Below are 24,527 nucleotides of genomic sequence, written 5' to 3'. Positions count from 1 at the left end.
GAGGTTGAACGATGAATCCGATCAAATTCGATTTCGATACAGAGTTCGACCATGACGGCCAGATCCTGCGCGAAGGGGAGAGCTACAAGCGCTTCTTCACCCAGGACGATGTCGATGCCGCCCGCATGTGGGGCGTCGAGGAAGGTCGCGAGATGGAGGAAGGCCGCTGCGTCCAGTCATTGCAGGCCATCGCCTCGCAGATGCAGCTGATCCTGTCGCGCCTGGCTGTCGAGTCCGACGGGCTGCGGCAGGAAGCTGCCGGCCTCGCCATCGCCGCGGCCCGCAAGATCGCCGGCGAAGCCCTCGCCGCCTATCCGATCGACACGATCGAGCAGGTCGCCCTGGAAGCGGTCAAGGACCTGCGGTCGGAACCGCGCCTGTCGGTGCGCTGCAATCCGGAACTGGTTGAAGCCCTGGCCGAACGCCTCGAGAAGACCGCCCGCGACGCCGGGTTTGACGGCGCCATCATGGTGCGCGGCGATGACGCCCTGCCCGATGCCGATGTCCGCCTGGAATGGGGTGCCGGTGCCATCCAGCGCAGCGCCGATGAAATCGAAACCCGACTGAATGATGTCGTCGCACGCTGGCTGGCTTCGCCGCCAAGCGACGAGGAAACCCAATCTGACGCGCCCGGCGACCAATCCGCCAGTGCAAGCGCGGCTTAAGGAGGCCTGACATGGCTGACGACAATCTCGACCTTCCCGATCTGGGCGATGACGGCACCCAGGTGCCCGTCGAAGCACCGCAACGGGGCCAGCAGATGATGGACGAGGAAGAAAAGAGCGCTGCCGACCTGGCGCCGGTCTTCGACGTTCCCGTCAACATCTCCGCGGTCCTCGGCAAGGCCCATATCGACGTGAACTCGCTGCTCAAGCTGACCTCCGGATCGGTGGTCGAGCTGGACCGCAAGATCGGCGAAGCGATCGACATCTATGTGAACAACCGGCTCGTCGCGCGTGGCGAAGTCGTGGTGGTTGACGACCGTCTGGGCGTCACCATGACAGAAATCATCAAGGACGGGGACGCGGGCTAAGGCCTGGCGGAGAGGACGGAGCACATCATGCGAATTTTGATAGTCGGCAGCCTGGGCGGGCAACTTCATACCGCCACCAAGATCGCCCTCGACCGCGGGGCGAAAGTCTCGCACGTGGACACGATCGAGCAAGCCACCGCCCATTTGCGGGCCGGGCGCGGCGCCGACCTGTTGATGGTCGACCTGCACCTGGACGTGCAGTCCCTGATCGCAGCGAACGACGCCGAGCGGATCTCCGTCCCGGTCGTCGCCTGCGGCGTCAATGTCCGTCCCGAGGCTGCCGCGGCCGCGATCCGCGCCGGCGCCAAGGAATTCATCCCGATGCCGCCGGATGCCGATCTGATTGCTGCCGTGCTGGCCGCGATTGCCGACGACGAACGCCCGATGATTGCCCGCGACCCGTCCATGCAGGCCGTCATCCACCTCGCCGATCGCATCGCCGGCTCCGACGCCTCCGTCCTGATCACCGGTGAAAGTGGCTCCGGTAAGGAAGTCATGGCCCGCTATGTCCACACCAAGTCCAAGCGCGCCCAGGCTCCCTTCATCTCCGTCAACTGTGCCGCAATCCCGGAAAACCTGCTGGAATCCGAGCTCTTCGGTCACGAGAAAGGCGCCTTTACCGGCGCGATCGCCCGCCGCGTCGGCAAGTTCGAAGAGGCCGATGGCGGTACGCTGTTGCTCGACGAGATCTCCGAAATGGATGTCCGCCTGCAGGCCAAGCTGCTGCGTGCCATCCAGGAACGTGAAATCGACCGGGTCGGCGGCACCAAGCCGGTCAAGGTCAATATCCGCATCCTGGCGACCTCGAACCGCGACCTGCGCAAGGCCGTGGCCGATGGCAGCTTCCGCGAAGACCTGCTGTTCCGCCTGAACGTGGTCAATCTGGCCCTGCCGCCGCTGCGCGAGCGCCCGGCCGACATCGTCGCCCTGTCCGAGCATTTCGTGAAGAAATACTCGGCCGCCAACGCCGTCGATGTCCGTCCCATCTCCGATGCCGCCCGCACCTCGCTGCTGGCCCGCGAATGGACCGGCAATGTCCGCGAACTGGAAAATGCCATGCACCGCGCCGTTCTGCTGGCCACAGGACGCGAAATCACACCGGACGCGATCCGCATGCCGGACGGTTCGGCCTTCACCGGCTCGGGCAATAATGTGGTCCGCCAGGCGGCCGACACCGCGCAATCGGTCCAGGCCGACATGATCGGTCGTACGGTCTCGGAAGTGGAACAGGACCTGATCCTGAACACGCTCGACCATTGCTTCGGCAACCGGACCCATGCTGCCAACATTCTCGGCATCTCGATCCGGACCCTGCGCAACAAGCTGAAACTCTATTCGGACCAGGGCGTCGACATTCCCGCGCCCAACCAACCCGCCCAGGGCGTTTCCGTAGCCTGATTGGACTAGATCTTGGTCGATACATCCGCATCCCCAACCGCCGCACCTGCAACCGGCGGATTTGATCTCCGCGCCTTCCTGAACCGCACGCTGCGCGGTGATGTGGCGCTGGCGGTCGGCATTCTCGCCATCTTGGTGATGCTGATGCTGCCCATGCCCAGCTTCCTGCTGGACATGTCCCTGGCCATTTCAATCTCGATGTCGGTGCTGGTCCTGATGACCGCGCTCTTCATCAAGAAGCCGCTGGAATTCTCGGCCTTCCCGGCCCTGCTGCTGATCACCACCCTGCTGCGCCTCGGCCTCAATATCGCCTCGACCCGCCTGATCCTGTCCAAGGGCCATGAAGGCACCGACGCGGCCGGTGAGGTCATCGAGGCCTTCGGCTCCTTCGTCATGCAGGGCAATGTCGTCATCGGCATCATTGTCTTTGCCATCCTGGTGATCGTGAACTTCGTGGTCATCACCAAGGGTTCCGGCCGGATCGCCGAAGTCGCGGCGCGCTTCACCCTCGACGCCATGCCCGGCAAGCAGATGGCGATCGATGCCGACCTGTCGGCTGGCCTGATCACCGAAGACGATGCCCGCAAGCGCCGCACCGAGCTGGAAGGCGAAAGCAATTTCTTCGGTGCCATGGATGGTGCCTCCAAATTCGTCCGCGGCGATGCCATGGCCGGCCTGATGATCACCGCCATCAACCTGGTCGGCGGCATCATCATCGGCGTGGTCCAGTCCGGCATGCCGTTCGCCGAAGCGGCGCAGGCCTATTCCTCGCTGACCATCGGTGACGGGCTGGTCTCGCAGATCCCGGCCCTGATCATCTCGGTCGGTGCCGGCCTGCTGGTCTCCAAGGCCGGCGTCAACGGCCAGGCCGACAAGGCGCTGTTCGGCCAGCTGACCGCCAACCCCCAAGGCCTCGGCCTGGTCTCGGGCGTTGCCCTGATGGTCGGCCTGCTGCCCGGCATGCCGCTGGTGCCCTTTGCCCTGATGTCGGCCGGCGCCGGCGCCCTCGCCTGGATGAACCGTGACATCGCCGAACGCACGGCGCAGGCCGAGCTGGACGCCAAGGCCGAACAGGAAGCCGAGGCACAGGAAAGCCAGGCTGAAACCGAAGCGCCGATCGAAGACAGCCTCGCCATTGACGAGCTGAAAATCGAGCTGGGTTACGGCCTCCTGCCGCTGATCAATGATGTCGACGGTCGCAAGCTGACGGACCAGATCCGGGCCCTGCGCCGCTCGCTGGCCGAAGAAATGGGGTTCATCACCCCGGCCGTGCGCATCATCGACAACATGGCGCTGGGCAATAACGAGTACACGATCCGCATCAAGGAGCTGGAAGCCGGCCGCGGCGACCTGGAACTGCACAAGCTGCTGGTCATGGATCCGGCCGGCATGCCGATCGACATGCCCGGCAACCATGTCAAGGAGCCGACCTTCGGCCTGCCCGCGACCTGGATCGACGAAGGCCTGCGCGAGGAAGCCTCCTTCCGCGGCTACACGATCGTCGAACCCGCCGCCGTCCTGGTCACCCATCTGACCGAATTGCTGCGCGACAACATGGCCGACCTGCTATCCTATGCCGAAGTCGAAAAGCTGATCGCCAAACTCTCCAAGGAGCACAAGGCACTGGTTGACGACATCACGCCGGGCCAGATCAGCCGGGCCGGTATCCAGCGCGTGCTGCAGTCCCTGATCAAGGAACGCATCTCGATCCGCGACCTGCCGACGATCCTCGAGGGCATCGCGGAAGCCAGCGCCACGACGCAGAATCTCGACGCCATTGTCGAACATGTCCGCACCCGCCTGGCGCGCCAGATCTGTCACGCCAACAAGGCGCCTGACGGGGTCCTGCCGGTATTGGCCATGGGTCCGCAATGGGAGCAGGCCTTCCTGGAGTCACTGGTCGGCGAAGGCGACCGTCGCCAGCTCGCACTGGCCCCGTCCAAGCTGCATGATTTTGTCGCCGCCATTCGAAACTCTTTTGAAACCGCATCAGCTCAGGGTCATGTGCCTGTACTGCTGACGAGCCCACTGATTCGTCCGTATGTGCGTTCGCTGGTTGAGCGTTTTCGCCCGCAGACCGTGGTGATATCGCAGAATGAAATCCACCCGAGCGCACGTCTCCAGACGATGGGCCATGTCGGCTGACCGACCGATTTTGACCTGTGAAATGATGCGAGCCCATGCACCTTAAAACCTTTGCAGCCCCGTCCCTGACCCAGGCCATGGCCGATGTCCGTCGTGAAATGGGTCCCGACGCCGTGATCATCGCCACCGGCGATGGGCCTGATGGTGGCGTGCATGTGCGCGCGGCCAGCGAGATGGCGCGTATTGCCGAACCGGCCGAACAGGTCCGCGATCGCTCGATCCGGCTGGCCGGCGAAGCCGAGGTCGAACGCGGCCTGCGCGAGGACAACGAGCTGGACCGGGTGATCCGGGCGCTTGGCTTCCATCGCGCACCCGGCTCGGCCGCCCAGGCCCTGATCCGTTCGGCCCATGACCTGTCCGACGGTCGGGCCGTGGCCCGCCTCGCCCATGCGATCGAGAGCCGCTACACCTTCCAGCCACTGCCTGCCGTGCCCGAGCACGCCGTCCTGTTCGCCGGCACGCCCGGTGTCGGCAAGACTTCGGCGCTGGCCAAGACAGCGGCCCGCGCCATTACTGGCGGCGCAGTCCCGACCCTGATTTCCTGCGACGGCGAACGCGCCGGTGCCAATGACCGGCTGCAGGAGCTGGCCCGCCGCATGGGCGCCGGTTTCCGCGCTGTCGATGACCCGCGCGAAATGATCGATGCGGTCGACGAAATTGACGGTCCCGTCCTGATCGACAGCCCGGCGGTCAATCCGTTTGAACTCGACGACCTGGACATGACCCTCGCATTCGCCGACAGCGCCAATGCGGAGATCATCTATGTCTTCGATGCCGGCCTGACGCCGGAAGACGCCGAGGACGCGGCCTCGCTGTTCGCCTCGATCGGCGCCAGCCGCTGCATCCCGGTCAAGCTGGATTGCGCCCGCCGCCTCGGCGCCATCCTCGGCGTCGGCGAAACCGGGCTGGCCTTCGCCCAGATTTCCTCGACCCCCTTCATCGGTGGCGGCCTGGCTCCGGCCACGCCCCTGCGCATGGCCCGGGTCCTGGTCGAGGATCGCAACACAATGTTCGAGGAAGACGACTGATGAAGATCGCCTCCGCCCCGCAAGACCGCTCAGCCGGCCGCATTCTCGCCATCGCCTCCGGCAAGGGCGGCGTCGGCAAGACCATGCTGTCGATCGGCATGGCCCGCGCCTTCTCGCAAATGGGCGAGCGCTGCCTGCTGATGGATGGCGATCTGGGCATGGCCAATATCGACGTCCAGCTGGGCCTGCAGCCCAATTCCGACATTTCCAGCGTCATCAATGGTCGTGTCGCCATTGCCGACGCCGTCTGCCCTGCCATGGGCGGCGCGTCGCAAAAAGGTGGGTTCGACGTCATCTCGGGACGCTCCGGATCGGGCGCCCTGGCGAATCTGGCCGGCCCCGGCCTGACCAAGCTGGCAACCGGTGTCGCGGCCCTGTCGCTGTCCTATGACCGCGCCATTCTCGACCTCGCCGCCGGCGCCGATCGCGCCACCATTCGCCTCGCACTGACCGCCGACGATGTGGTGATCGTGCTGAATGACGAACCAACCTCGCTGACCGACGCCTATGCCTTCGTGAAGACGCTGCGCCTGCACGATGACGGAGCCTCGCCGCTGGTGGTGATCAACAACGCGCCCGACATGAGCGCCGCCAACGAGGCTTTCAGCGCCTTCCGCAAAACCTGTGAGGCTTTCCTGAGCTTTACGCCGACACTGGCCGGGATCATCCGTCGCGACCCGACGGTACCGGCCGCCATCCGGTCACAGACCGCCGTGTCCTTGCGCGCACCCCAATGCGACGCTGCCAAGGATATCCAGAGCTTGGCCGGGTCGCTTGCGCGTGGCAAACAGGCCGCCTGACCGGGCATTGGGGAGCACCGACGCATGTATGACAGTCTCGCAGATCGCCTGAGTGCCGGCTTCACCCCGTTTGACTGGTGGTTGATCGTCGTGCTGTCGCTGGTCGCCGCCCTGATCATGCGCAAATGGCCGCAATGGCCCGCCGCCGCCTCGATCGCCTTCATGCTCGATGCCTGCGCGCCCTTCTTCTACCGCTGGTCGACCGGCGTCCCGCCCGATTTCGCCTATGACTTTGCCTTCTCCCGGCTGGACGAGCGCGGCGGCGTCGTGGTCCTGCTCAGGCTGGCGATCTACATGATCACGATCGGCGGGATTTACTGGGCCAAGCGCCGCTACGGGCGGTAAAAAAAAGGCGGCAACCCGTGGGGTCACCGCCTTTTCCGTCACTGATGATGATCCAGCCTATTCGATGATGGTGATCTGGCTGTCGAGATAGGTCGCCGCATCCTCGAAGGCGGTTTCGGCATCGCTGAGACCGAACAGGACGCGCTGACCGGCTTCCAGGACCGGGCCGTAGAGCAGCGTGCCCTCGGCATCATCCTCGATGTGGAAACGGCGCGTGCCGTCGGATTCCAGCGCATCGAAGCGGGCGCGAACCATGGCCCAGTAGTCCTGCGTCGCATCCCAGTAATCCAGCGCGGCTTGGCCGTTGGACAGGTCGGTATTGCGATAGGTGTTGACCCCGACCTCACGGACCAGCTCGTGCACGACACCATCTTCCAGGTCGAGCTTTGAATTGTCCTGCTCGTGGATCCAGCCCCAGGAGGTGACCGTGTGGCGGTTGACGGCGGCGATCACGTCATAGTCGTCGCGCGTGGTGTCGTCGCGGCGCGGCAGCGGACGCCAGGACACCGGCGGTTCCCACGTGGAGATGCCATCGGCGTCGTGGGTCCAGGGCGCCACTGCCGCATAGCGCGGGCTGTCATCGACCTGGTAGACTGTCTGAGACCAGGCACCGGCACGTTCGGCCGCAGCGACCTCCTCGACGGTCCAGTCATCAAAACCCTGGAAAGCCAGCACGGTTGCCGGCTCATAGCGCCAATCCTGACGCCAGTGCTTGACGATGAACGGGTTGTCGCCTTCGCCCGCGATAAGCAGGTGCTGCAGCATGATGAAATCGCCCGTGTCCTCGACCACGACCACAACTTCACGGGCCGGCGTGACTTTCGGCTCGGCCAGCTCATAGCCGTCAGCGATCGGTACCATTTCGCGGAAGTCGAAGGTGACAGCGTATTCGCCCTGCATGGCCAGGATGGCCTGGCGGTCACGCTCATAGGCTTCGGCGGAATGAACGGCGACCGGAGCGACCGGTGCGGTCGCCGTTTCGGTCGAAGTGGTGGCGCAGCCGGCCAGTGTCAGCGCGGCGACAGCGAGATAAGCGAGTTTCATGAGCCCCTCGGTGGAATTGGAATAACCCGGAAGAAATTGACGTGTTGTTGAGTTAGATTCTCACTTGCATTCGCAGAAATCAAGCGGCAGAACACAGCTTATGCAATTCATTCGCAATCAGGACACATCATGAAACGCGTATTTCTGGCCTCGACGGCCCTGTTCGCCCTTGCCACCCCGGCCTTCGCCCAGACCGATAGCGAGGAGACGTCCGAAGACGTGATCATCGTCGAGACCACCTATACCGAGCTGGACCGCTTCGTGTATCCGGGTGCCACGGCGACCGTGGATGCCGAGGCCCTCGACCTGTCCCGCCCGTCGGACCTGGACGACCTGCTGCGCCAGCTTCCGGGCGTCGATGTCTCCGGCGGCCCGCGCCGTACCGGCCAGACGGTCTCCCTGCGCGGTCAGGGCCGTGAGAACACCACCCTGCTGCTGGACGGTGCCCGCCAGAATTTCGGCTCGGCCCATGACGGCGTCTTCTTCGTGGATCCGGCCATGCTGGTCGGTGTCGAAGCCGTGCGCGGGCCGGCATCGGCCCTGTTCGGCTCCGGGGCCTCGGGCGGCGTGATCGCCTTCCGCACAGCCAGCGCCGATGACCTTCTGGGCAATGGCGAGAGCTGGGGCTATGGCCTCGGCGCCGGCTACCGTTCGGTGGACGAAGAACAACGCGGCTCGGTCAGCCTGTATGGCCGCACCGGCCAGTTCGACGCCCTCGCCTCGATCTCCTCGCGCCGCTCCGGTGATATCGCGCTGGGTTCGGGCAATGACCTTCCCGCCGATGATGAGAGCCTGTCCGGCCTGGTCAAGCTGGGCGCCGACCTCGCCGACGGCATCCGGGCCGAGTTGAGCTGGCAGACCTTCGAGGGCAGCGCCATCGAGCCCAATAACGGCCAGGGCGCCGGTGCGGTCGGGGCCTTCAACGCCCTTGTCGACAAAGACATCACCTCCGACGCCATTACCCTCAACGCCACCATCGCCCCGCCGACGATCAGCTGGCTCGATCTCGACGTCACCGTTTATCGCAACGAGACCGGCGTCGATGAGACCGAGACCGGCACCGGCCGCGAATTACGCCGTGATCTGGAGACCAATGGTATCCGCCTCGACCAGCGCTTCGATTTCACGCTGGGCGCTTTCGATGCCGGCCTGACAATGGGCGGCGAGTATTATGAAGACACACAGGACGGCTATGACAGCGCCGAAGCTGGCGGCGTGCGCGGCGGTGCGCCCGATGCGGCCAGCCAGTTCACCGCCGGATGGGTCCAGCTGGAACTGGATGGGCCGGCACCGCTGGGCCTGCCGGGGCGGCTGATCCTGCTTCCGGGTGTGCGTCAGGACAGTTTCGAAACCTCGACGCCAAGCACGGCGACCGTCTCCAATGACGCCACGTCCAGCCGTCTCGCCGCGACCTATGCGCCAATCGATGATCTCAACTTCTTCGTCAGCTGGGGCGAGGCCTTCCGGGCGCCGTCAATCAATGAGCTCTATCTGGACGGCACCCACTTTTCCCTGCCGCACATCATCCTCGGACCGCCAACCTTCATCTCAAACGAGTTCATCGCCAATCCGGACCTGCTGCCGGAAGAGACCGAGACACTGGAAATTGGCCTGCGTGTTGACCTCTCCGACCGGGTCAACCTCGACCGCCTCGACATGAGTGCGTCCTGGTACCAGACCGAGGCGGACAACCTGATCGACCTGTTTGTCGACTTCGCCTTCGATGCGACCTGTTTCGCCCCGCCCTTCTTCGCCCCCTGCTCTGCTGGCACGACGCAGAGCCGCAATGTCGGTGCGGCCGAACTGGAAGGCTATGAGATCCAGCTGGGCCTGTCCGAAGGCCCGTTCTCGCTCGACGCGTCACTCACAGGTATTGACGGCAAGGACGTGGCGACCGGCGACCCGCTCGGCTCACTGGCTCCGACCCGGCTCTTCCTCGACGGCCGCTGGCGCTTCGAAGAGACCCGCCTGACCCTGGGTGGCCGCATCGAGGCCGCCGGCGAATATGACGAACCGCTCGCCACCAGCGAACACCGGCCCGGCTATGTCGTCGCCGACGCCTATGCCCGCTGGCAGCCCATCGCCGAAAGCGGCCTGCGCATCAATGTCGGCGTCGAAAACCTGTTCGACCACGATTATGACCGCGTCTTCGCCGGCGTCAGCGAACCGGGCCGCTCGGTGCGGATTGATGTGAGCTGGTCGCAGAATTTCTAGGTGGTTCAACCGCTTGTCATCCCTGATGGACGCCCGGCGAAAGCCGGGCGCAAGTCAGGGACCTAGCTGGTTGCAGGCACATAGGTCCCTGTCCTGCGTCCGGCTTTCGCCGGACATCCGACAGGGATGACAATTAGTTACACGGAGCCCCACCCCCCAAAACAAAAAGGCCCCGAACCAGCTGGTCCGGGGCCTTTTTCGTTGTCACAGATTTCGCGCGGTCAGTGCGACGAGCGACTGTGGCGGATCTGGGCGATCTCGTCGAGTTCGTCCTGTTCGGCAGCGCGCACGGATTGTTCGATCCGGGCCAGGCGCCGCTCTTCGAGCAGCTCGTACTTCTTCAGATCGGTGAAGGCTTCCGACAACCGGTCACGCAAGGCATTGGCCTGGACATCGACCTCATCGAGCGAAACGCGGATGTTTTCCTTCCGCTTGATCACCGCCTGGGCATAGGAGCCGTAGGCGACATAGCCTTCCTTGGACTGGGCGGCTGCGGCCTGCTCCTCGGGCACGGAAGCCTCAAGGCGCTCGATCTGTCCGATCAGCGCGGCGCGCGAGCGATCGAGCTCGGCCATCTGCTTTTGCAATTCTTCGACCTTGAACCGAGCCAGCCGGATCAAGGGTTCATGTGAGCGTGTCATTGCCGCCCTCCTTCACCACCACCCAAAATCTCCGACAGCATCGTGAATGTCGACGGAATGTCCGCCGCATCATCTTTTGACTGTCCGAGGAACGCTTCCAGCGGCTCGTTGAGCTCGATGGCCCGATCCACCGCCGGATTGGATCCCTGGGTGTAGGCACCCAGACGGATCAATTCTTCCATGTCGGCATAGGCCGACAGATGTTTGCGCGCTTCCGCGACCAGGGGCCGCTCGGCTGCGTCATAGACTTCCGGCGCGGTCCGGCTGACCGACTTGAGAACGTCGATGGCGGGGTAGCGCCCCCGTTCAGCAATGGCTCGGCTCATGACCACATGTCCATCCAGGATACCGCGTACGGCATCGGCAATCGGTTCGTTGTGGTCATCACCATCCACCAAAACAGTGAAAAGACCGGTAATGGAGCCGGATTTTTTGCCATCCTTGCGCTGCGGACCGGGTCCGGCACGCTCAAGTAGCCGTGGCAGTTCAGCAAATACCGATGGCGTGTAGCCGCGCGTGGTCGGCGGCTCGCCGGCGGCAAGGCCGATTTCGCGCTGGGCGAGGGCAAAACGGGTGACACTGTCCATCAGACACAGCACGTCGAGCCCCTGATCACGGAAGTATTCTGCAGCGGTCAGGGTCAGGTGGGCGGCCTGACGGCGGGCCAGCGCCGGCGCGTCCGAGGTCTCGGTGATCACGACAGAACGCTTGCGACCTTCCGGGCCCAATACGTCGTCGACGAATTCGCGGGCCTCCCGGCCCCGTTCGCCGATCAGGCCGATGACAATGACGTCGGCATCGCAGGCGCGGGCCAGCATCGACATCAGCACCGACTTGCCGACACCGGAGCCGGCAAAGATGCCCAGCCGCTGGCCGCGACGCATGGGAACAAAACTGTTGAGGACCCGCACACCCATATCCATTCGGTCACCCAGACGAGCGCGGCCATGGGCGCCGGGTGGATTGCCCTTTAGCGGATAGGGCGTACCGCCTTCGGTCAGCGGCGCCCCGTCATCGAGCGGCCGCCCGAAACCGTCGAGCACGCGGCCCAGCCAGGACCGGCTTGGACGGACACGCGCCGCTTCCGGCTGCAACAGCGCACGAGCACCCGGGCGAATGCCCTCCAGCGGACCGAAGGGCATCATCAGAGCCGTTTCGCCCCGAAAGCCGACGACTTCACACTCGGCGATGCCATTGCCGGTCTCGATCTTCGCATGGGCGCCCAGCGACAGCCCCGCCTTGGGGCCTTCCGCCTCGACGAGCAGCCCGTTGAGCGCGGTGACCCGGCCTTCGAGAGTCCGGTCATCCAGTCGCCCGACGCGATCGATCAGGGTTTGCATCATACGGGTCGGCCCGCCTTTTCATGCGTGGCCAAAAAGCCACTTCCCGGCCACCATATCGGCCGCGTCTTGCCTCGACGTAAACACCCGGCAGAAATTGCAGCCCACCAATCACGTCGATTCTTTCAAGGAACGACTCCGATTCCGAAGGAGAGTCCCACCTGGAAGAATATCAACTGTGGATAACCGGGCGAAGGCCAGTCCCGTCTTCAATGCCCCGATTTGCCCGCTGAGGCAGGTGAATCCGGAACCCGATCAGGAATACTTTATGCCGTGCATATTTGATCAATCTGCGGAAATTTTCCGCAAACTTGCCTGGAAGGACCGCGTTAACCCTTGAATGGTTAACGTGAAATCCGAATCAAGCGTTCCCGGTGAAAAATCGAAAATCTGCGATTCCGGATTTCGGTCAAGGCGCAGTTAACTTTCGTTAAGGGTTTCCGCCTAGCGTCCAAATAAGGTTAATCACGAGATGAGGCCGGGCGGATGTGATTCGCCCCGCGTAGCAAAAACCGGAGGCGAACCAAATGCGGGTTCTTCTTATTGAGGACGATCGGGCGACGTCCCAGTCCATCGAATTGATGCTGAAGTCCGAGGGCTTCAACATCTACACCACCGACCTCGGCGAAGAGGGCGTGGATCTGGGCAAGCTGTATGATTACGACATCATCCTGCTCGACCTGAACCTGCCGGACATGCCGGGCTTTGATGTCCTCAAGACGCTCCGCGTTGCGAAGGTCGACACGCCCATCCTGATCCTTACGGGCAATGCGGACATCGACAACAAGGTGCGCGGCCTGGGCTGTGGCGCTGACGACTACATGACCAAGCCCTTCCACAAGGACGAGATGGTCGCCCGCATCCACGCCATCGTGCGTCGCTCGAAGGGCCATTCCCAGTCGATCATCAAGACCGGCTCGATCGGCGTGAATCTCGACGCCAAGACGGTTGAGGTCGAAGGCCAGCGCGTCCACCTGACGGGCAAGGAATACCAGATGCTCGAGCTGCTCTCCCTGCGCAAGGGAACGACGCTCACCAAGGAAATGTTCCTGAACCACCTTTATGGCGGCATGGACGAACCGGAACTGAAGATCATCGACGTCTTCATCTGCAAGCTTCGCAAGAAGCTGGCAGCCGCGACTGCCGGCGAACACCATATCGAGACGGTCTGGGGCCGCGGCTATGTGCTGCGTGATCCGGTCGAGGAGAAGGCGTCAGCCTGACCCCGGTCTCAAGCGTGATCTGAAAAGGCCCGGGCTGCCCGCCCGGGTCTTTTTCTTTGCGCAGCCTCCGGCTGACGCGGGCCGCGAGGTCCCGGATCACCGCCCCTCCAGGCAGACCGGCAAATCATTGCGCTCGAGAAAGCGATCGATTTCTTCCACGGCCGACATGGCGGCGAGGTCATTGTACTGAAATGTTGCGCTGGGCCCGAAGATCGGGAACAGGCGAACGGTTCGGGCTTCCTCGAGGCTTGCAATATCGAACCCGTGACGTGCGTCACCGAAGACAATCACGTCAAGAAGCCCGTTCGAGGCAGCAGCGGTGGAGACCTCAAGGGGCGGCGTCACATCGTCAAGCGCGCCGACCATCGCCAGCGACGGAAACCCGGGTGCAATGACCAGATCATCCTGATTGGACGGGTAGTAGAGGATGGCGGCATCCCACGCGTCCGCGCGCTCGTTTTCAGCACCAAGGGCCCACACCCCCTCACCCCCCAAGGACCAGGCCGCCAACAGGTTGGCACCCCCCTCCGACAACCCCAAGCCATCGACATAGGACCGCGCCTCGGTTGCGGCCCAGGCGATCTTGTGGCCGGTCTCACCGACCCGTGGTCGACCGGCGGCGTTGTAGGCCTCGCGATAGTCCACCATCACGACATCATAGCAACGGCGCCCCCATTCCCGGGCCGCCCGGTTATAGTGTCCGGTATCTCCGAAGATGTCGAAGCCGGAGGAACCTGGCAGGATATAGACCGTGCCGGCCGGCTCACGAGCCTCGGTCGGAACGATCCGGACGAAGTCCGACATGTCGAACGCGTCCGGCTGCGCCGCGTGGGCCGATCCGACCAAGATCTGTGATCCGACCGACACAACGGTGCCAATTGCCAATGCTCCAAGGGCCATTGCGCAGGTTCCGAGTTTGAATTGGCGAGTTGGGGGCATGTTCTACCTTTCTGGCTGTCTGTTGGCGCGGGGCCACGGAGATTGGCTAGTCAACGATCGGCTCGCGATCCATCGCGCCGAGATATTCGATCTCGGTGAATGCCATCTCGGTTACTTCGCTGATGTCCTGGAACGCCGCGCTCCCCTCGACCCGGCTCGACAGACGCCTCATGACTGGCGCTGTCAGGCCCTCGATGTGTTGGAACTCCATGACAAGATCGAAGACATCGATCCGCACGATGGGATGTGGTCGGAAACGCTCCGGCGCGTGAAGCCGGATACGGGCCGGCCCGGACCCGTCGCGCCAGACTGTTACTTCGCCGATCAGGTGATGGGCGATGGCCGCGTCCATTTCGTCGGTCCCGAGATAGGGCGAGAATGTGTAGGTCAGCTCCGCCTCGGTTTGCGACAGCAACCGGATTTCGCCGCCGATCAACTCAACGGCGTCTGAAGCCAGGAAGAGGCCGCCGGGATCGTCCTCTTCCTCGTCTGGTGAGACAATCTCGGTATAGGAAGAGCGCTGGGCAGAAGTCAGTTCGTCCGCAGACGGGGTCTCGAGACTCCAGCCATTCCGGACGTCCAGCTGTCCGCCATTGAAACGCAGGAACAATGGCCCATCGATTGTGTCGGCTTCAGCCATGAAGCGCCAGTTCTCGCGACCGTCGGAGTCAGACTCCACAGCCGACGCAAAGGCCGCCACGAGCGGTGCGGGCCAGGCGTCCTGGTCCGCCACAGCCGCCCCCTGCATGGCGGACCACAGCGCGACGATAGCGCCCAGGCCGGTCCATGAGATCGACCACCGCCGCGTCTTGGCACGGCGGATGTCGGCGGGCTTCGCGACTACCGGCATTCGATCATCAACTCACGGCTGACCATGGTCTGGAAGCTCAGATCGCCATCCATTTCCGAAACCATCGTGTCCGTGTCGCCGATGCGATCGATCACGACATAGCCCTGCGGGCACAGTCGGCTCGCCTCATCATAACAATCACTCCAGCGGCCACTCGAACAATCGACCGAGAAGCCCGGAAGACCGTTCGGGGAGGTAAGCGGCTCGGACGTCGTGCAGCCGCTCACGAAGAGTCCGATGGCGAGAACGGCCAGCCAGGCCTTGGTCGGGCGGATGAGTGCTTTGGATTGTGTGGACATCAGAAACTGTGTGGGCATTGGGGAGGGGCTCCGGTTTAGATCGTGACCGGACCCTGTCACCCCGAACGAAATGCCGCGTCCGAGCCGAGCGGCACGGCCCTCCCTCCCAACTCTGACGGACCGGCCCGGATGGCTCGGACGTCATGACAGGCCGGCGCCGCTACCAAGACGCATCAGCCGGGTCTGAACAACGGGTTCTGCCCACTCACATCCGGCTGGGAGTCCAAACGGTGGCCGCCCTCCCCGGGCGATGAGGCGCTCAAGCCAAGCCGCGCCAAGTCCGAGGCCGCCGTATTCAAATCCGTGTTCAAATCCAGTTTCGGGAAAAACAATGAAACATCTGATCCTGACAACGGCTCTGGTCGCCGCTTTCTCAGCAAGTGCCCATGCACAAGACTCGCGCTTCACCCTCTCCGAGGGCTACGCCTACCAACAATTCGACGAGTTCAACGCCCACTCCCTCAACAGCCGGCTGGGCTACAATCTCACTGACTTCATCCGTGTCGAGGCCAATGCGGTGTCGGGTCTGAGCGGCTCCTCGGGAATTGATTGCCCGGTTGGCACAGATTGCTCGTCGATAGAGCCAAGGGCCCGTTTCCGCTACGGATATGGCGTGTCGGTCGCCGGCGAGTATCCGGTATCCGAACAACTCTCCATGTTCGCCCGCGTCGGGTATGATATCGCCAATTTCAAGGCTACCGCCGGTCCGTCCGGCGACGACTCCGGCCTGGCGTTTGGCGCCGGCGCCGACTTCTTCTTCAACGATGCCCATGGCGTCCGGCTGGAATACTCACGGACAGATTTCGACGACAGGGGCGATGCGTCGAGCTGGGGCATTTCCTACGTTCGCCGATTCTAGCAAACAGAGTCTGTACGCCCTCGCCTGCCCCTTGTGGCGATAGGGCGTCAGCCGGCGGCGGAGTTGCGGTGCCCACCGCAGCTTCGCCGCCATTCGGTTGGGGTCGTCCCACTCACGCGCTTGAACGCGGAATTGAATGTCGATTTGGTGTTAAATCCGACCGCGAGGGCGATCGACAGGACGGACTCCGAACTGTCGGGGTCGGCCAGCATCTCCATCGCCGCCCGGACACGGGCCTGGGCGATAAAGTCGTAGAACGTACTGCCTATCTCCTGGGTCAGTGTCTGCGACACATAGGGCGCCTGGACACCGATGCACTTCGACAGCTGGGTCAGTGACAGGTCACTGTTGCGATAGATCCCGTCGGTGTGGACAGCCTGGCGGATCTTCGCGGCGATGCGCTCCATATCCCGCCGGGTCAGACCGGACTTGGAATATTTCTGCTCCGCCTCTTGCTGCCCGTCCGACAGGACCGGACCGGTATCGGGATCGTCCGGAGCACCGCCCGGCGGTGCAGGCGTGACAGGCGCGGGCGGCGAGGGTTGTGGTCCGAAAATGACGCCCTGACGCAGCCCGAGGATCGCCATCACATAAAAGCTCAGCAACTCCCAGACGATCAGCGCGACAAAGCCGGCCGGGGCCTCGGATATGTCGGTCCAGTCCGCCGCCATCGTCACGACCCACAACAGCGCGATGTTGACCAGAGACACGCGCAACCATCTCAACCGTTTGCGGTCCAGATTGGAAAACTCGTCACGGATCCGGGCCGAGTTTGCGTTCAAAAGCCCATATCCCTTGATGATGTACACCAAGGTGATGATGAAGGTGGTCAACAGGATGACAACCAGGATCAGCACAATGAGCAGATCGACCAGGGTGGCGGGCTCCACGTCCTGTGTAATGAATGCGCCCAACGCGTCGGAGGGCACCAGCCACAATCCAGTCGCAAAAACAGCTCCGATCGATGGCGCGATGAAATGCCGCCAGTTGGACGGTTCCGTCAGCGGACCATCGGGGTTCACGACCTTGGTGATGTAGAGATAAAGCAGCGGCCCGAGAAACATGGGCGCGGCGATGAGCGGCGCGGTAATGCCCGGCGCCGCCGCCAGAATGCCGGTCTCGGCGGTGATTTCGGCCAGGAAAGTCAAGCCGTAGAGGCCGACGAAGACACCCAGGTAGAAGCGTGGCTCCGCATTACTGCGTGCATAGGCAATCAGCATCACGGCCACCAGCAGCGATTGCGAAAACCCGGCGGTGAGAAGCGCCAATTTGAGCTGTTCCAATGGGTAATCCGACAAGTTTGAAGCCCAGTCCATCATCTCCACCTTCCGTTTCGGTACCAACAAGGTCAATGCTGGTTGTCGCCCCCTCCGCCAGCGCCTGCCTGCGCGGACGGAGGGGGCATCGCACACCCGTTGCCCCGGTCATGAAGGCGGGGGGCCCTGATTGGCAGGGCAGCGGGCCGCACTGGCCAGCCGCAAAAGGGGGAAAGCGACAGCCGGTACGCGATCGGTGCGATATGGACTTTGACGACCTGCGCCTAGTGTGAGGCCCTGACGCGTCCGATCATCGCCCGGATTTCCGCGATGACGAGGTCTGGCTGGTCACGCTGTATGTAGTGCCGGGACCTGGACGCCTCCACGTACCGCCCATTGTCGACAGCGGCCGCAAAACGCTGTTGTTCGTCCATCCATAATTGCTGGAATTGCGACGAAGCGCCCACAGATGGCCGGGTCGACACGATCACGGTGACCGGCAGGTTACCGAGCTGCGCCGGGTCGGCCAGATCGGCCATGGTCGCCTCGGCCCCGTTCAGTTCCGCCCGCACATGTGGATCCATCAGCATCCTGACAAGCCGCGGCAATTCACACAGACCGGCATCGACCTCGGCGCAGCGCTGGCTGAACAGCGGAGGCCTGCTGTCTACCAGAACCAGACCCGCCGTACGGTCAGGATAACGGCGGGCAAAGCTTTGCACGTAAAGACCGCCAATGGAGTGCCCGACCAGGATGTAGGGCCCTTCGAGGTTTGCGCGCTCCAGCATTTCCCGCAACGCGGTCGCGACTTCATCACCGGTCCGGCCATCTCGGTCGCCGTCGAATGTCGGGTCCGAGAATGGTGTGCCGCCATAGCCGGGCCGATCATAGATCACGACGGTCGCCTCTGAAGACAGCTGACGGGCGACGGCCTCCCAGGAATGGCGGCCGTCACCAAGTCCGGCCTCGAACACCACGACCGGTTCGCCGCTTCCCAGCACCGAGTAATGCAGATCAGCGCCTTGCAGATTGATCGAGGTCGCAGATGTGGTGGTGCAACCCGGCACGGTCGCGACCATCAGGACCGCAAGGAAAAATCTGGCAATCATGGAACGTCCTGTCACAGTGCTCGAACGCCGGGCAATCGCCCGCACGCTCCTCAAGAGGCCGCGACAATAATCATGGACCGGCCACCGCCGACCGGCCCGAGCGGGCCGGTCCTCCAGCTCCGGCCGTTGGCGCTCCACTGCCGCCCAGGCAAAAGAAAACCCCGCAGTGACCACTGCGGGGTTTTCCAATTCGCGTCCGGACCGGAAAGGGTCAGGCGGCAGCCGACTTGGCGACGACCTTGCGGCCATAGAGGCCGCGTCGTCCTTCGACGGGCGAGAAGTCAGCCGACAGTCCGACCACGGTCTCGGCGGCGCCCATGATCAGATAGCCATCCTGGGCTGTCTGCGTGGCGATGCGCGCCAGGACCTTTTTCTTGGTATCCGGATCGAAATAGATCAGGACATTGCGGCACAGAACCAGGTCGAACGTGCCAAGCGTGGCGAAACTCTCCAGCAGGTTCTGCTTCTGGAAGGTCACCATCGAGCGGATGTTCGACTTGATGCGCCACTGCTCGCCCTGTTGGTCGAAATGCTGGACAAGGCGCTGCACGGCCAGGCCGCGCTGGACCTCGAACTGCGAGTAGACACCGGCCTTGGCCTTCTCGAGCACGCGCGGGGCCATGTCGGTGGCGACGATCTCGACGCGCAAATTGCCGAGCCGGGCGCGCTCTTCCTCGAGCAGCATGGCCAGCGAATATGGCTCCTGACCCGACGAACAGGCGGCACACCAGATGCGGATCGATCCATTATTGCCGCGGGCACGGGCAAGGACCGGCAACACATCCTGCTTGAACAGGTCGAACGGCGTGTTGTCGCGGAAGAAAAAAGTCTCGTGTGTCGCGAGGGCTTCGGTAATCGACCACAGGAGTCGACCCGTATTGTCGCGGCGTGCGGCGGCGATCAGGGCTTCGATCGATGGATAGCCTTCGGCCCGTGCCAGCGGTGCCAGCCGGCTTTCCAGCAAATAGCCCTTGTCGGCTGACAGGACGAGACCGGAACGCTTGAACGCTTCAGCGGCAACGAAAAGGATGTCATCGTGTTTTATCATTATTAGTTTCCACCTTTCGCGCGCCGGACAATGCCCGGCCCCATGTCCGCGAGGGACAGTATTTCATCGGCCAGGCCCGCTTCTGCGACGGCTCCCGGCATGCCCCAGACAACGCTGGTCGCCTCGTCCTGGGCAAGGATGGTACCGCCGACGCTACGCAACATCCGCGCGCCTTCGCGGCCATCATGACCCATGCCGGTCAGCACGATCCCCAGGGCTGCGCCACGCGTGACTTCCGCCACCGACTGGAACAGGGGGTCAACGGCCGGACGGCAGAAATTGATCGGCGGCGTCTGGTCCAGCACCGCATAGAAACCGGCCGCGTCCTTGCGGATGGTCATGTGGAAGTCACCCGGAGCGATATAGACGCAGCCCGGCTTCAGCCGTTCATTGTCTTCCGCTTCCTTGCAGACCAGCTTGCCAGCCTTGGTCAGGTGTTCGGCGAGGATCTTGGTGAACAGCGCCGGCATGTGCTGGGCGATCACGATCGGCGAACGGACGTCGGCAGGAATGGCCGCGATCACATCGCGCAGGGCCTGGGGTCCACCGGTCGAGGAGCCGATGGCGATGATTTCCGGGCGTGCGGTGTTGCGCGGCGTGCCCCGTCCCTGCGGCGGCTGGGCCACCGGCGCGAATGCTTTCTTCGCGGGCGCAGACGCGGAGGGTGGCGGCGTGGTCGCGCGGGCAACCGGCGCGCCGGGAGCCGTCGGCGCTGCCGGCGGGGACATATCACGCTGTGTCGGAACCGGCGGAATCGGGCGCGGGGCCAGGGCCTTCAGCTTCGACAGCAGGTCGCGACGGAACTCCTCGGCGCCAGCCAGGCGTCCGGCCTGCGGCTTGGAGGCATAGTCGGCCGCGCCCATCGACAGCGCGCGGATCGTCACCTCACCGCCGCGGCGGGTCAGCGTAGACGCCATCACGACCTTGCAACCGGGGACAGCCTTGAGCAGCAGCGGCAAAGCCGCCAGCCCGTCCATTTTCGGCATCTCGACGTCGAGAACGATCAAGTCCGGCTTGAGTTCTTCGGCCTTTCTCAGGCCCTGCTCGCCATCAACGGCCGAGCCGATGAGGGTGAGATCGGAATCCTCTTCCACCCAGCGTGTCATGAGACCGCGGGCGACAGCCGAGTCGTCGATCACGAGGACGCGGGCGATAGAGTGGGCGGGAGACGCCGTGGGGGCGAGTTCCGTCATGGGAAGCTCCCTCAAGAGGCGCGCAGCAAACCCGTCTGCTGGAATTTGGACTCGATGATGTCGCCATCAAAGGGCTTCATGACATACTCATCGGCACCGGCACGCAGGGCTTCGGTGATGTGCGCCATGTCATTCTCGGTGGTGCAGAACACGACGACCGGCTGGTCCCCGGTTTCCTCACGCCGCAGCGCCTTGACGAAATCAAGACCGTTCATGACCGGCATGTTCCAGTCCAGCAGGATGGCATCCGGCATCTGCTTGCGGCAGGCTTCCAGGGCTTCCGAGCCGTCACCGGCTTCCACACACTCGAATTCGAGCTCTTCAAGAATTTTGCGGGCGACTTTCCGGATCACCCGGGAGTCGTCTACGACCAAACAAGTTTTCATCCCAACACCCTCCGCTAGGCAGCTTCTTTGCTGGCGCCGGCCGATCCGATTACGGCCGAGACATCCAGAACTGCGAGCAATTCTTTTTCCAGGCGGTGCACACCCTTGACCATCGAACGCCAGGTCGGATCGACATGGGCGGGCACCGGTTCCAGCTCCGCCCTCGGTCGACGAAGCACTTCACCGACACTGTCCACGATAAGTCCAAAAATTTCGCTACCACGCTCGACGCCAAGTGCCATTCCGGCATCATCGGCTTCACGGGGCGGCAATCCGAGGCGGCGACGGGCGTCGATCGCGGTCACGATACGGCCGCGCAGGTTCAACAATCCGGCGACTTCGCTAGGCGCGAGCGGTACGGACGTGACCGATTGCGGGGCAAACACTTCACGGATCGCGTCGACCGGCGCACCGAACAGCTGGTCGCCGATACGAACCGACACATATTCGTTCATCGACTCGGCGCTGAGCTCGGAATTGTCACTGTGATGCGTGGTCATGCCACCTTCTCCTCTTGAGACACCGAGTCGAGGGCGGCGATCAGGGCGCCACGATCAGATCTCGGCAGCACGGCCGTCAGGCCCTCGGACTGCGTATCTTCAGGCCAGTCAGTGACGGCCAGGGTCGGCAGGTCTGGCCACAGGCCTTCCTGACGGATGCGCGACAGCGCACTGGGGTCACCCACCATGGCATCGAATTTCTCGCCGGCTTCGGCGATGGCGTGCACTTCGTGCATGCCGCCCGTCGGCGTAACGTCATATCCGGCAGCGGCCAGCAGCGGGGCGATCATGCGGCGCGCGAAGGCGTCGGCATCGACCAGCAGGATGCGGCGGCGGCGATTGCTGGACCGGCGCTGGATATTGCCGGCGCGCGACTGGTCGAGATACCAGGCGATGTCGACCACGTCGGTCGCCTTGCCCTTGATGATCGCCGAACCGATGACGCCCGGCTTGTCGGACGACATCTGCAGGTCAACGCGCTCTTCGACAACATCGACAATCTCGTCAACGGCCAGGCCGATCGAGGTGTGGTTCTCTGCGAACACCAGAACCGGCTGGCGTTGGCCCTCGACGGTGCGGATTTCCGACCCGATCGGCACGATCGGCATCAGGCGACCGCGATACTGGACCACGAGGCGACCATTGGTGCTCTCGATGGTACCCGGATCGAACTCTTCCAGACGCGTAACCAGGGCCAGCGGGACAGCTTTCGGCTCGGTGCCGCCAGCGCGGACCAGGAGCAGTCTTTGGGTATTGGCCATTTCAGCAGCTTTCGCGGAACCGACACCCTCGGCGGTATCTTCTTCCATCGCCGTGACAATTTCGCCAGCCAGCCCGTTCGGATCGAGGATCATGATGACAGAGCCATCGCCCAGGATGGTGGCGCCGGAATAGGCATGGACGCCGCGCAGCGAGTCCGACAGCGGCTTGACGACGATCTCCTCGGTATCCAGGACATTGTCGACGACCAGGCCGACATTGCGGCCACCGGCATCGAGGACAACCACGAAACCGGTCTCGTCCTTGTTGCCGTTATAGGCTTCGCCGACACCGAGAACATCGTGCAGGTCGACCAGCGGCATCAGACGGTCGCGCAGACGCATGACGCGGGCGCCGTTGAGGTTTTCAACTGTGTGCTCCGACCCGGCACCAACCCGGACCAGCTCGCGGACGGCAAGCTGGGGAATGGCGAAGCGCTGTTCGTCGCAGCCGACGATGAGCGCCGACACAATGGCCAGGGTGAGCGGGATCTTGATCGAGAAATGCGAGCCCTTGCCGGCGGTGGACGTCACATCGATGACGCCGCCGATCTGCTCGATATTGGTGCGCACCACGTCCATGCCGACGCCGCGGCCGGACAGGTTGGTGACTTTCTCGGCGGTGGAGAAGCCCGGCGCGAAGATGAAGCGGTGGATCTGCTGATCCGTCATCCGCTCCAGTTCTTCATGCGTGGTCAGACCCTTTTCCAGGGCCTTCTCGCCGATCCGCGCCGTGTTGAGGCCCATGCCATCGTCAGAGATGGCGATGATGATGTGGCCGCCTTCATGATAGGCGGAGAGCTTGATGGTGCCCTTTTCCGACTTGCCGGCCTTGAGGCGGTCAGCCGGCATTTCCAGGCCGTGATCCGCCGAGTTGCGGACCATGTGGGTAAGCGGATCCTTGATCAGCTCGAGAACCTGGCGGTCAAGCTCGGTCTCATTGCCGTCCATCACCAGTTCGATCTTCTTGCCCAGATCGGTGGAGACGTCGCGGATGATCCGCGGCAGCTTGCGCCAGGCATCACCGATCGGCTGCATGCGGGTCTTCATGACACCGTCCTGCAGCTCGCCGGTCACCGCAGACAGACGCTGCAGCGGGCCCTTGAGATCGTCGTCTTCCAGACCGCGCACGGTCTGCATCAGCTGGTTCCGGGTCAGAACGAGTTCAGACACCGTCGTCATCAGGGCTTCAAGCACGTCGACGCCGACGCGGACCGTCGCCATGACCTTCACACCGCCCTCGCCCATGACCTGTTCGTCAGCACCCTTGAGTTCTGCCATCGCAGTCTGCAGGGCTTCCTCGCGGCTCATGTCCTTGGTGATCACCTCGGCAACAGCCGGCGGCGCGACAGCGGGATCAGCTTCAGCTTCGGCGAATGCGGCTTCAAGCTCGGCAGCTGACACTTCGCCCGGACGCAACTCGCGACCGAGGTCGGGATCGAATTCACCCACGCCGATATGCTCGACCGGGGCTGATGTTTCTTCGGCGACAGCCGGCTCGGCACCGGTGTCGGTTTCCGCTTCAGCGCCATTGAAGGCCGCTTCCAGATCGGCCAGGGACACTTCGCCCGGGCGCAGCTCGCGGCCGAGATCATTGTCCCAGTTCTCGGGCTGCTGCGGGACGTCCTCGTCTGCCTGCTCGGCCAGACGGCCCATGGCGGCATCTTCCAGGCGGGCGACCAGCTCGGCGTCATCGCCGGCCGGCTCGACACCGGATTGTTCAAGGGAATCCAGAACCACCTTGATCTGGTCAATCGCCTGGAGAACCAGGGTCACCATCGGCGGTGTCACGCTCAGCTCACCGTCGCGGAACTTGCCCAGCAGGGTCTCGCCGGCGTGGGCGACCGCTTCCAGGCGGGGCAGACCGAGGAAACCGCAGGTTCCCTTGATGGTATGCAGAAGGCGAAAAATATTATCGAGGATCGCCCGGTCTTCCGGGTTGTTCTCGAAGCGTACCAGTTCGGAATCGATGACGTCGAGGCTTTCCGCCGTTTCCATCAAGAATTCGCTGATAAGATCGTCCATGGCAGGCCCCGTACGGTTCTGATTTCACCGTAACGTGACAGGGCTTGGTTAACGGACTCTTGGCTCCCGACGCGTCAGTCCTGCCAAAATGCTC

General features: G+C 63.5%; 23 protein-coding genes. 10 read left to right on the top strand and 13 right to left on the bottom strand.

What is annotated here, in order from left to right; translation table 11 throughout:
- Nucleotides 1-11: 11 nt before the first annotated feature.
- The 7 genes from ACN0X9_RS09280 to ACN0X9_RS09250 all read left to right on the top strand — a co-directional run bounded on the left by ACN0X9_RS09280 (nucleotide 12) and on the right by ACN0X9_RS09250 (nucleotide 6,749).
- Nucleotides 12-665, top strand: a complete 654-nt coding sequence (locus ACN0X9_RS09280; protein ID WP_417487324.1) for a hypothetical protein — start codon at nucleotides 12-14, stop codon at nucleotides 663-665.
- A 95-nt stretch (nucleotides 666-760) separates the two neighbouring features.
- Nucleotides 761-1,033: a flagellar motor switch protein FliN gene (gene fliN / locus ACN0X9_RS09275; RefSeq protein WP_366511510.1), complete on the top strand. Its 273-nt coding sequence runs from the start codon at nucleotides 761-763 to the stop codon at nucleotides 1,031-1,033.
- A gap of 27 nt (nucleotides 1,034-1,060) precedes the next feature.
- Nucleotides 1,061-2,431, top strand: a complete 1,371-nt coding sequence (locus ACN0X9_RS09270; protein ID WP_417487323.1) for a sigma-54 interaction domain-containing protein — start codon at nucleotides 1,061-1,063, stop codon at nucleotides 2,429-2,431.
- A 12-nt stretch (nucleotides 2,432-2,443) separates the two neighbouring features.
- Entirely contained in the window at nucleotides 2,444-4,576 is a 2,133-nt protein-coding gene (flhA, locus tag ACN0X9_RS09265) for a flagellar biosynthesis protein FlhA (protein ID WP_417487322.1), read from the top strand.
- Nucleotides 4,577-4,611: 35 nt separating this feature from the next.
- Nucleotides 4,612-5,604, top strand: a complete 993-nt coding sequence (locus ACN0X9_RS09260) for a flagellar biosynthesis-like protein (FlhF) (RefSeq protein ID WP_417487321.1) — start codon at nucleotides 4,612-4,614, stop codon at nucleotides 5,602-5,604.
- Nucleotides 5,604-6,404, top strand: a complete 801-nt coding sequence (locus ACN0X9_RS09255) for an AAA family ATPase (RefSeq protein ID WP_417487320.1) — start codon at nucleotides 5,604-5,606, stop codon at nucleotides 6,402-6,404. The genes ACN0X9_RS09260 and ACN0X9_RS09255 overlap by 1 nt, the downstream gene beginning before the upstream one ends.
- Nucleotides 6,405-6,428: 24 nt before the next feature.
- The gene (locus ACN0X9_RS09250; RefSeq protein ID WP_417487319.1) at nucleotides 6,429-6,749 is read left to right on the top strand and encodes a hypothetical protein; all 321 of its coding nucleotides are present in this window, start codon (nucleotides 6,429-6,431) and stop codon (nucleotides 6,747-6,749) included.
- Between the two features lie 57 nt (nucleotides 6,750-6,806).
- Here ACN0X9_RS09250 and ACN0X9_RS09245 read toward each other — a convergent pair whose 3' ends face one another.
- Entirely contained in the window at nucleotides 6,807-7,793 is a 987-nt protein-coding gene (locus tag ACN0X9_RS09245) for a DUF6607 family protein (RefSeq protein ID WP_417487318.1), read from the bottom strand.
- A gap of 129 nt (nucleotides 7,794-7,922) precedes the next feature.
- Here ACN0X9_RS09245 and ACN0X9_RS09240 point away from each other — a divergent pair, with 129 nt between their 5' ends.
- The gene (locus tag ACN0X9_RS09240) at nucleotides 7,923-10,007 is read left to right on the top strand and encodes a TonB-dependent receptor domain-containing protein (protein WP_417487317.1); all 2,085 of its coding nucleotides are present in this window, start codon (nucleotides 7,923-7,925) and stop codon (nucleotides 10,005-10,007) included.
- A gap of 221 nt (nucleotides 10,008-10,228) precedes the next feature.
- On the opposite strand, the gene ACN0X9_RS09235 is transcribed toward ACN0X9_RS09240, so the two are convergent.
- Complete coding sequence (locus ACN0X9_RS09235) at nucleotides 10,229-10,648, bottom strand: flagellar FliJ family protein (RefSeq protein WP_417487316.1); 420 nt, start codon at nucleotides 10,646-10,648, stop codon at nucleotides 10,229-10,231.
- Nucleotides 10,645-11,988: a flagellar protein export ATPase FliI gene (fliI, locus tag ACN0X9_RS09230; RefSeq protein WP_417487365.1), complete on the bottom strand. Its 1,344-nt coding sequence runs from the start codon at nucleotides 11,986-11,988 to the stop codon at nucleotides 10,645-10,647. The genes ACN0X9_RS09235 and fliI overlap by 4 nt, the downstream gene beginning before the upstream one ends.
- A gap of 527 nt (nucleotides 11,989-12,515) precedes the next feature.
- Between fliI and ctrA the strand changes: the two genes are divergently transcribed.
- Nucleotides 12,516-13,211, top strand: a complete 696-nt coding sequence (gene ctrA / locus ACN0X9_RS09225; RefSeq protein WP_291767960.1) for a response regulator transcription factor CtrA — start codon at nucleotides 12,516-12,518, stop codon at nucleotides 13,209-13,211.
- A 96-nt stretch (nucleotides 13,212-13,307) separates the two neighbouring features.
- Here the strand turns inward: ctrA and ACN0X9_RS09220 are convergent, their stop codons facing one another.
- The 3 genes from ACN0X9_RS09220 to ACN0X9_RS09210 form a co-directional block, all read right to left on the bottom strand.
- Nucleotides 13,308-14,057, bottom strand: a complete 750-nt coding sequence (locus tag ACN0X9_RS09220; protein ID WP_417487315.1) for a hypothetical protein — start codon at nucleotides 14,055-14,057, stop codon at nucleotides 13,308-13,310.
- 139 nt (nucleotides 14,058-14,196) lie between these two features.
- Nucleotides 14,197-15,000: a hypothetical protein gene (locus ACN0X9_RS09215; protein ID WP_417487314.1), complete on the bottom strand. Its 804-nt coding sequence runs from the start codon at nucleotides 14,998-15,000 to the stop codon at nucleotides 14,197-14,199.
- Nucleotides 14,991-15,299, bottom strand: coding sequence for a hypothetical protein (locus ACN0X9_RS09210; protein ID WP_417487313.1), 309 nt, complete (start codon nucleotides 15,297-15,299; stop codon nucleotides 14,991-14,993). The genes ACN0X9_RS09215 and ACN0X9_RS09210 overlap by 10 nt, the downstream gene beginning before the upstream one ends.
- A gap of 331 nt (nucleotides 15,300-15,630) precedes the next feature.
- Here ACN0X9_RS09210 and ACN0X9_RS09205 point away from each other — a divergent pair, with 331 nt between their 5' ends.
- Complete coding sequence (locus ACN0X9_RS09205) at nucleotides 15,631-16,158, top strand: porin family protein (protein ID WP_417487312.1); 528 nt, start codon at nucleotides 15,631-15,633, stop codon at nucleotides 16,156-16,158.
- Nucleotides 16,159-16,205: 47 nt separating this feature from the next.
- Here the strand turns inward: ACN0X9_RS09205 and ACN0X9_RS09200 are convergent, their stop codons facing one another.
- From ACN0X9_RS09200 to ACN0X9_RS09170, 7 genes are all read right to left on the bottom strand, one after another.
- Complete coding sequence (locus tag ACN0X9_RS09200) at nucleotides 16,206-17,441, bottom strand: helix-turn-helix domain-containing protein (RefSeq protein WP_417487311.1); 1,236 nt, start codon at nucleotides 17,439-17,441, stop codon at nucleotides 16,206-16,208.
- A gap of 257 nt (nucleotides 17,442-17,698) precedes the next feature.
- A complete protein-coding gene (locus ACN0X9_RS09195) occupies nucleotides 17,699-18,523 on the bottom strand; it encodes an alpha/beta fold hydrolase (RefSeq protein ID WP_417487310.1) in 825 nt (274 codons plus the stop codon).
- A gap of 211 nt (nucleotides 18,524-18,734) precedes the next feature.
- A complete protein-coding gene (locus ACN0X9_RS09190) occupies nucleotides 18,735-19,571 on the bottom strand; it encodes a CheR family methyltransferase (protein ID WP_417487309.1) in 837 nt (278 codons plus the stop codon).
- Between the two features lie 2 nt (nucleotides 19,572-19,573).
- On the bottom strand, nucleotides 19,574-20,764 hold the full coding sequence (locus ACN0X9_RS09185; RefSeq protein ID WP_417487308.1) for a protein-glutamate methylesterase/protein-glutamine glutaminase: 1,191 nt from the start codon (nucleotides 20,762-20,764) through the stop codon (nucleotides 19,574-19,576).
- Nucleotides 20,765-20,775: 11 nt separating this feature from the next.
- The gene (locus ACN0X9_RS09180; RefSeq protein ID WP_323762339.1) at nucleotides 20,776-21,150 is read right to left on the bottom strand and encodes a response regulator; all 375 of its coding nucleotides are present in this window, start codon (nucleotides 21,148-21,150) and stop codon (nucleotides 20,776-20,778) included.
- 14 nt (nucleotides 21,151-21,164) lie between these two features.
- Nucleotides 21,165-21,650 carry a chemotaxis protein CheW gene (locus ACN0X9_RS09175; protein ID WP_011642599.1) on the bottom strand — a complete coding sequence of 162 codons (486 nt, stop codon included), beginning with the start codon at nucleotides 21,648-21,650 and terminating at the stop codon, nucleotides 21,165-21,167.
- Nucleotides 21,647-24,433 (bottom strand): chemotaxis protein CheW, encoded by a 2,787-nt coding sequence (locus ACN0X9_RS09170; RefSeq protein WP_417487307.1) that lies wholly within the window; start codon nucleotides 24,431-24,433, stop codon nucleotides 21,647-21,649. The genes ACN0X9_RS09175 and ACN0X9_RS09170 overlap by 4 nt, the downstream gene beginning before the upstream one ends.
- Nucleotides 24,434-24,527: the final 94 nt, after the last annotated feature.

Source organism: Maricaulis sp., from assembly GCF_048268525.1.
Lineage (GTDB): Bacteria > Pseudomonadota > Alphaproteobacteria > Caulobacterales > Maricaulaceae > Maricaulis.
The sequence above is the reverse complement of the archived record's forward strand: the minus strand, read 5'-3'. Positions and strand labels throughout refer to the sequence as shown.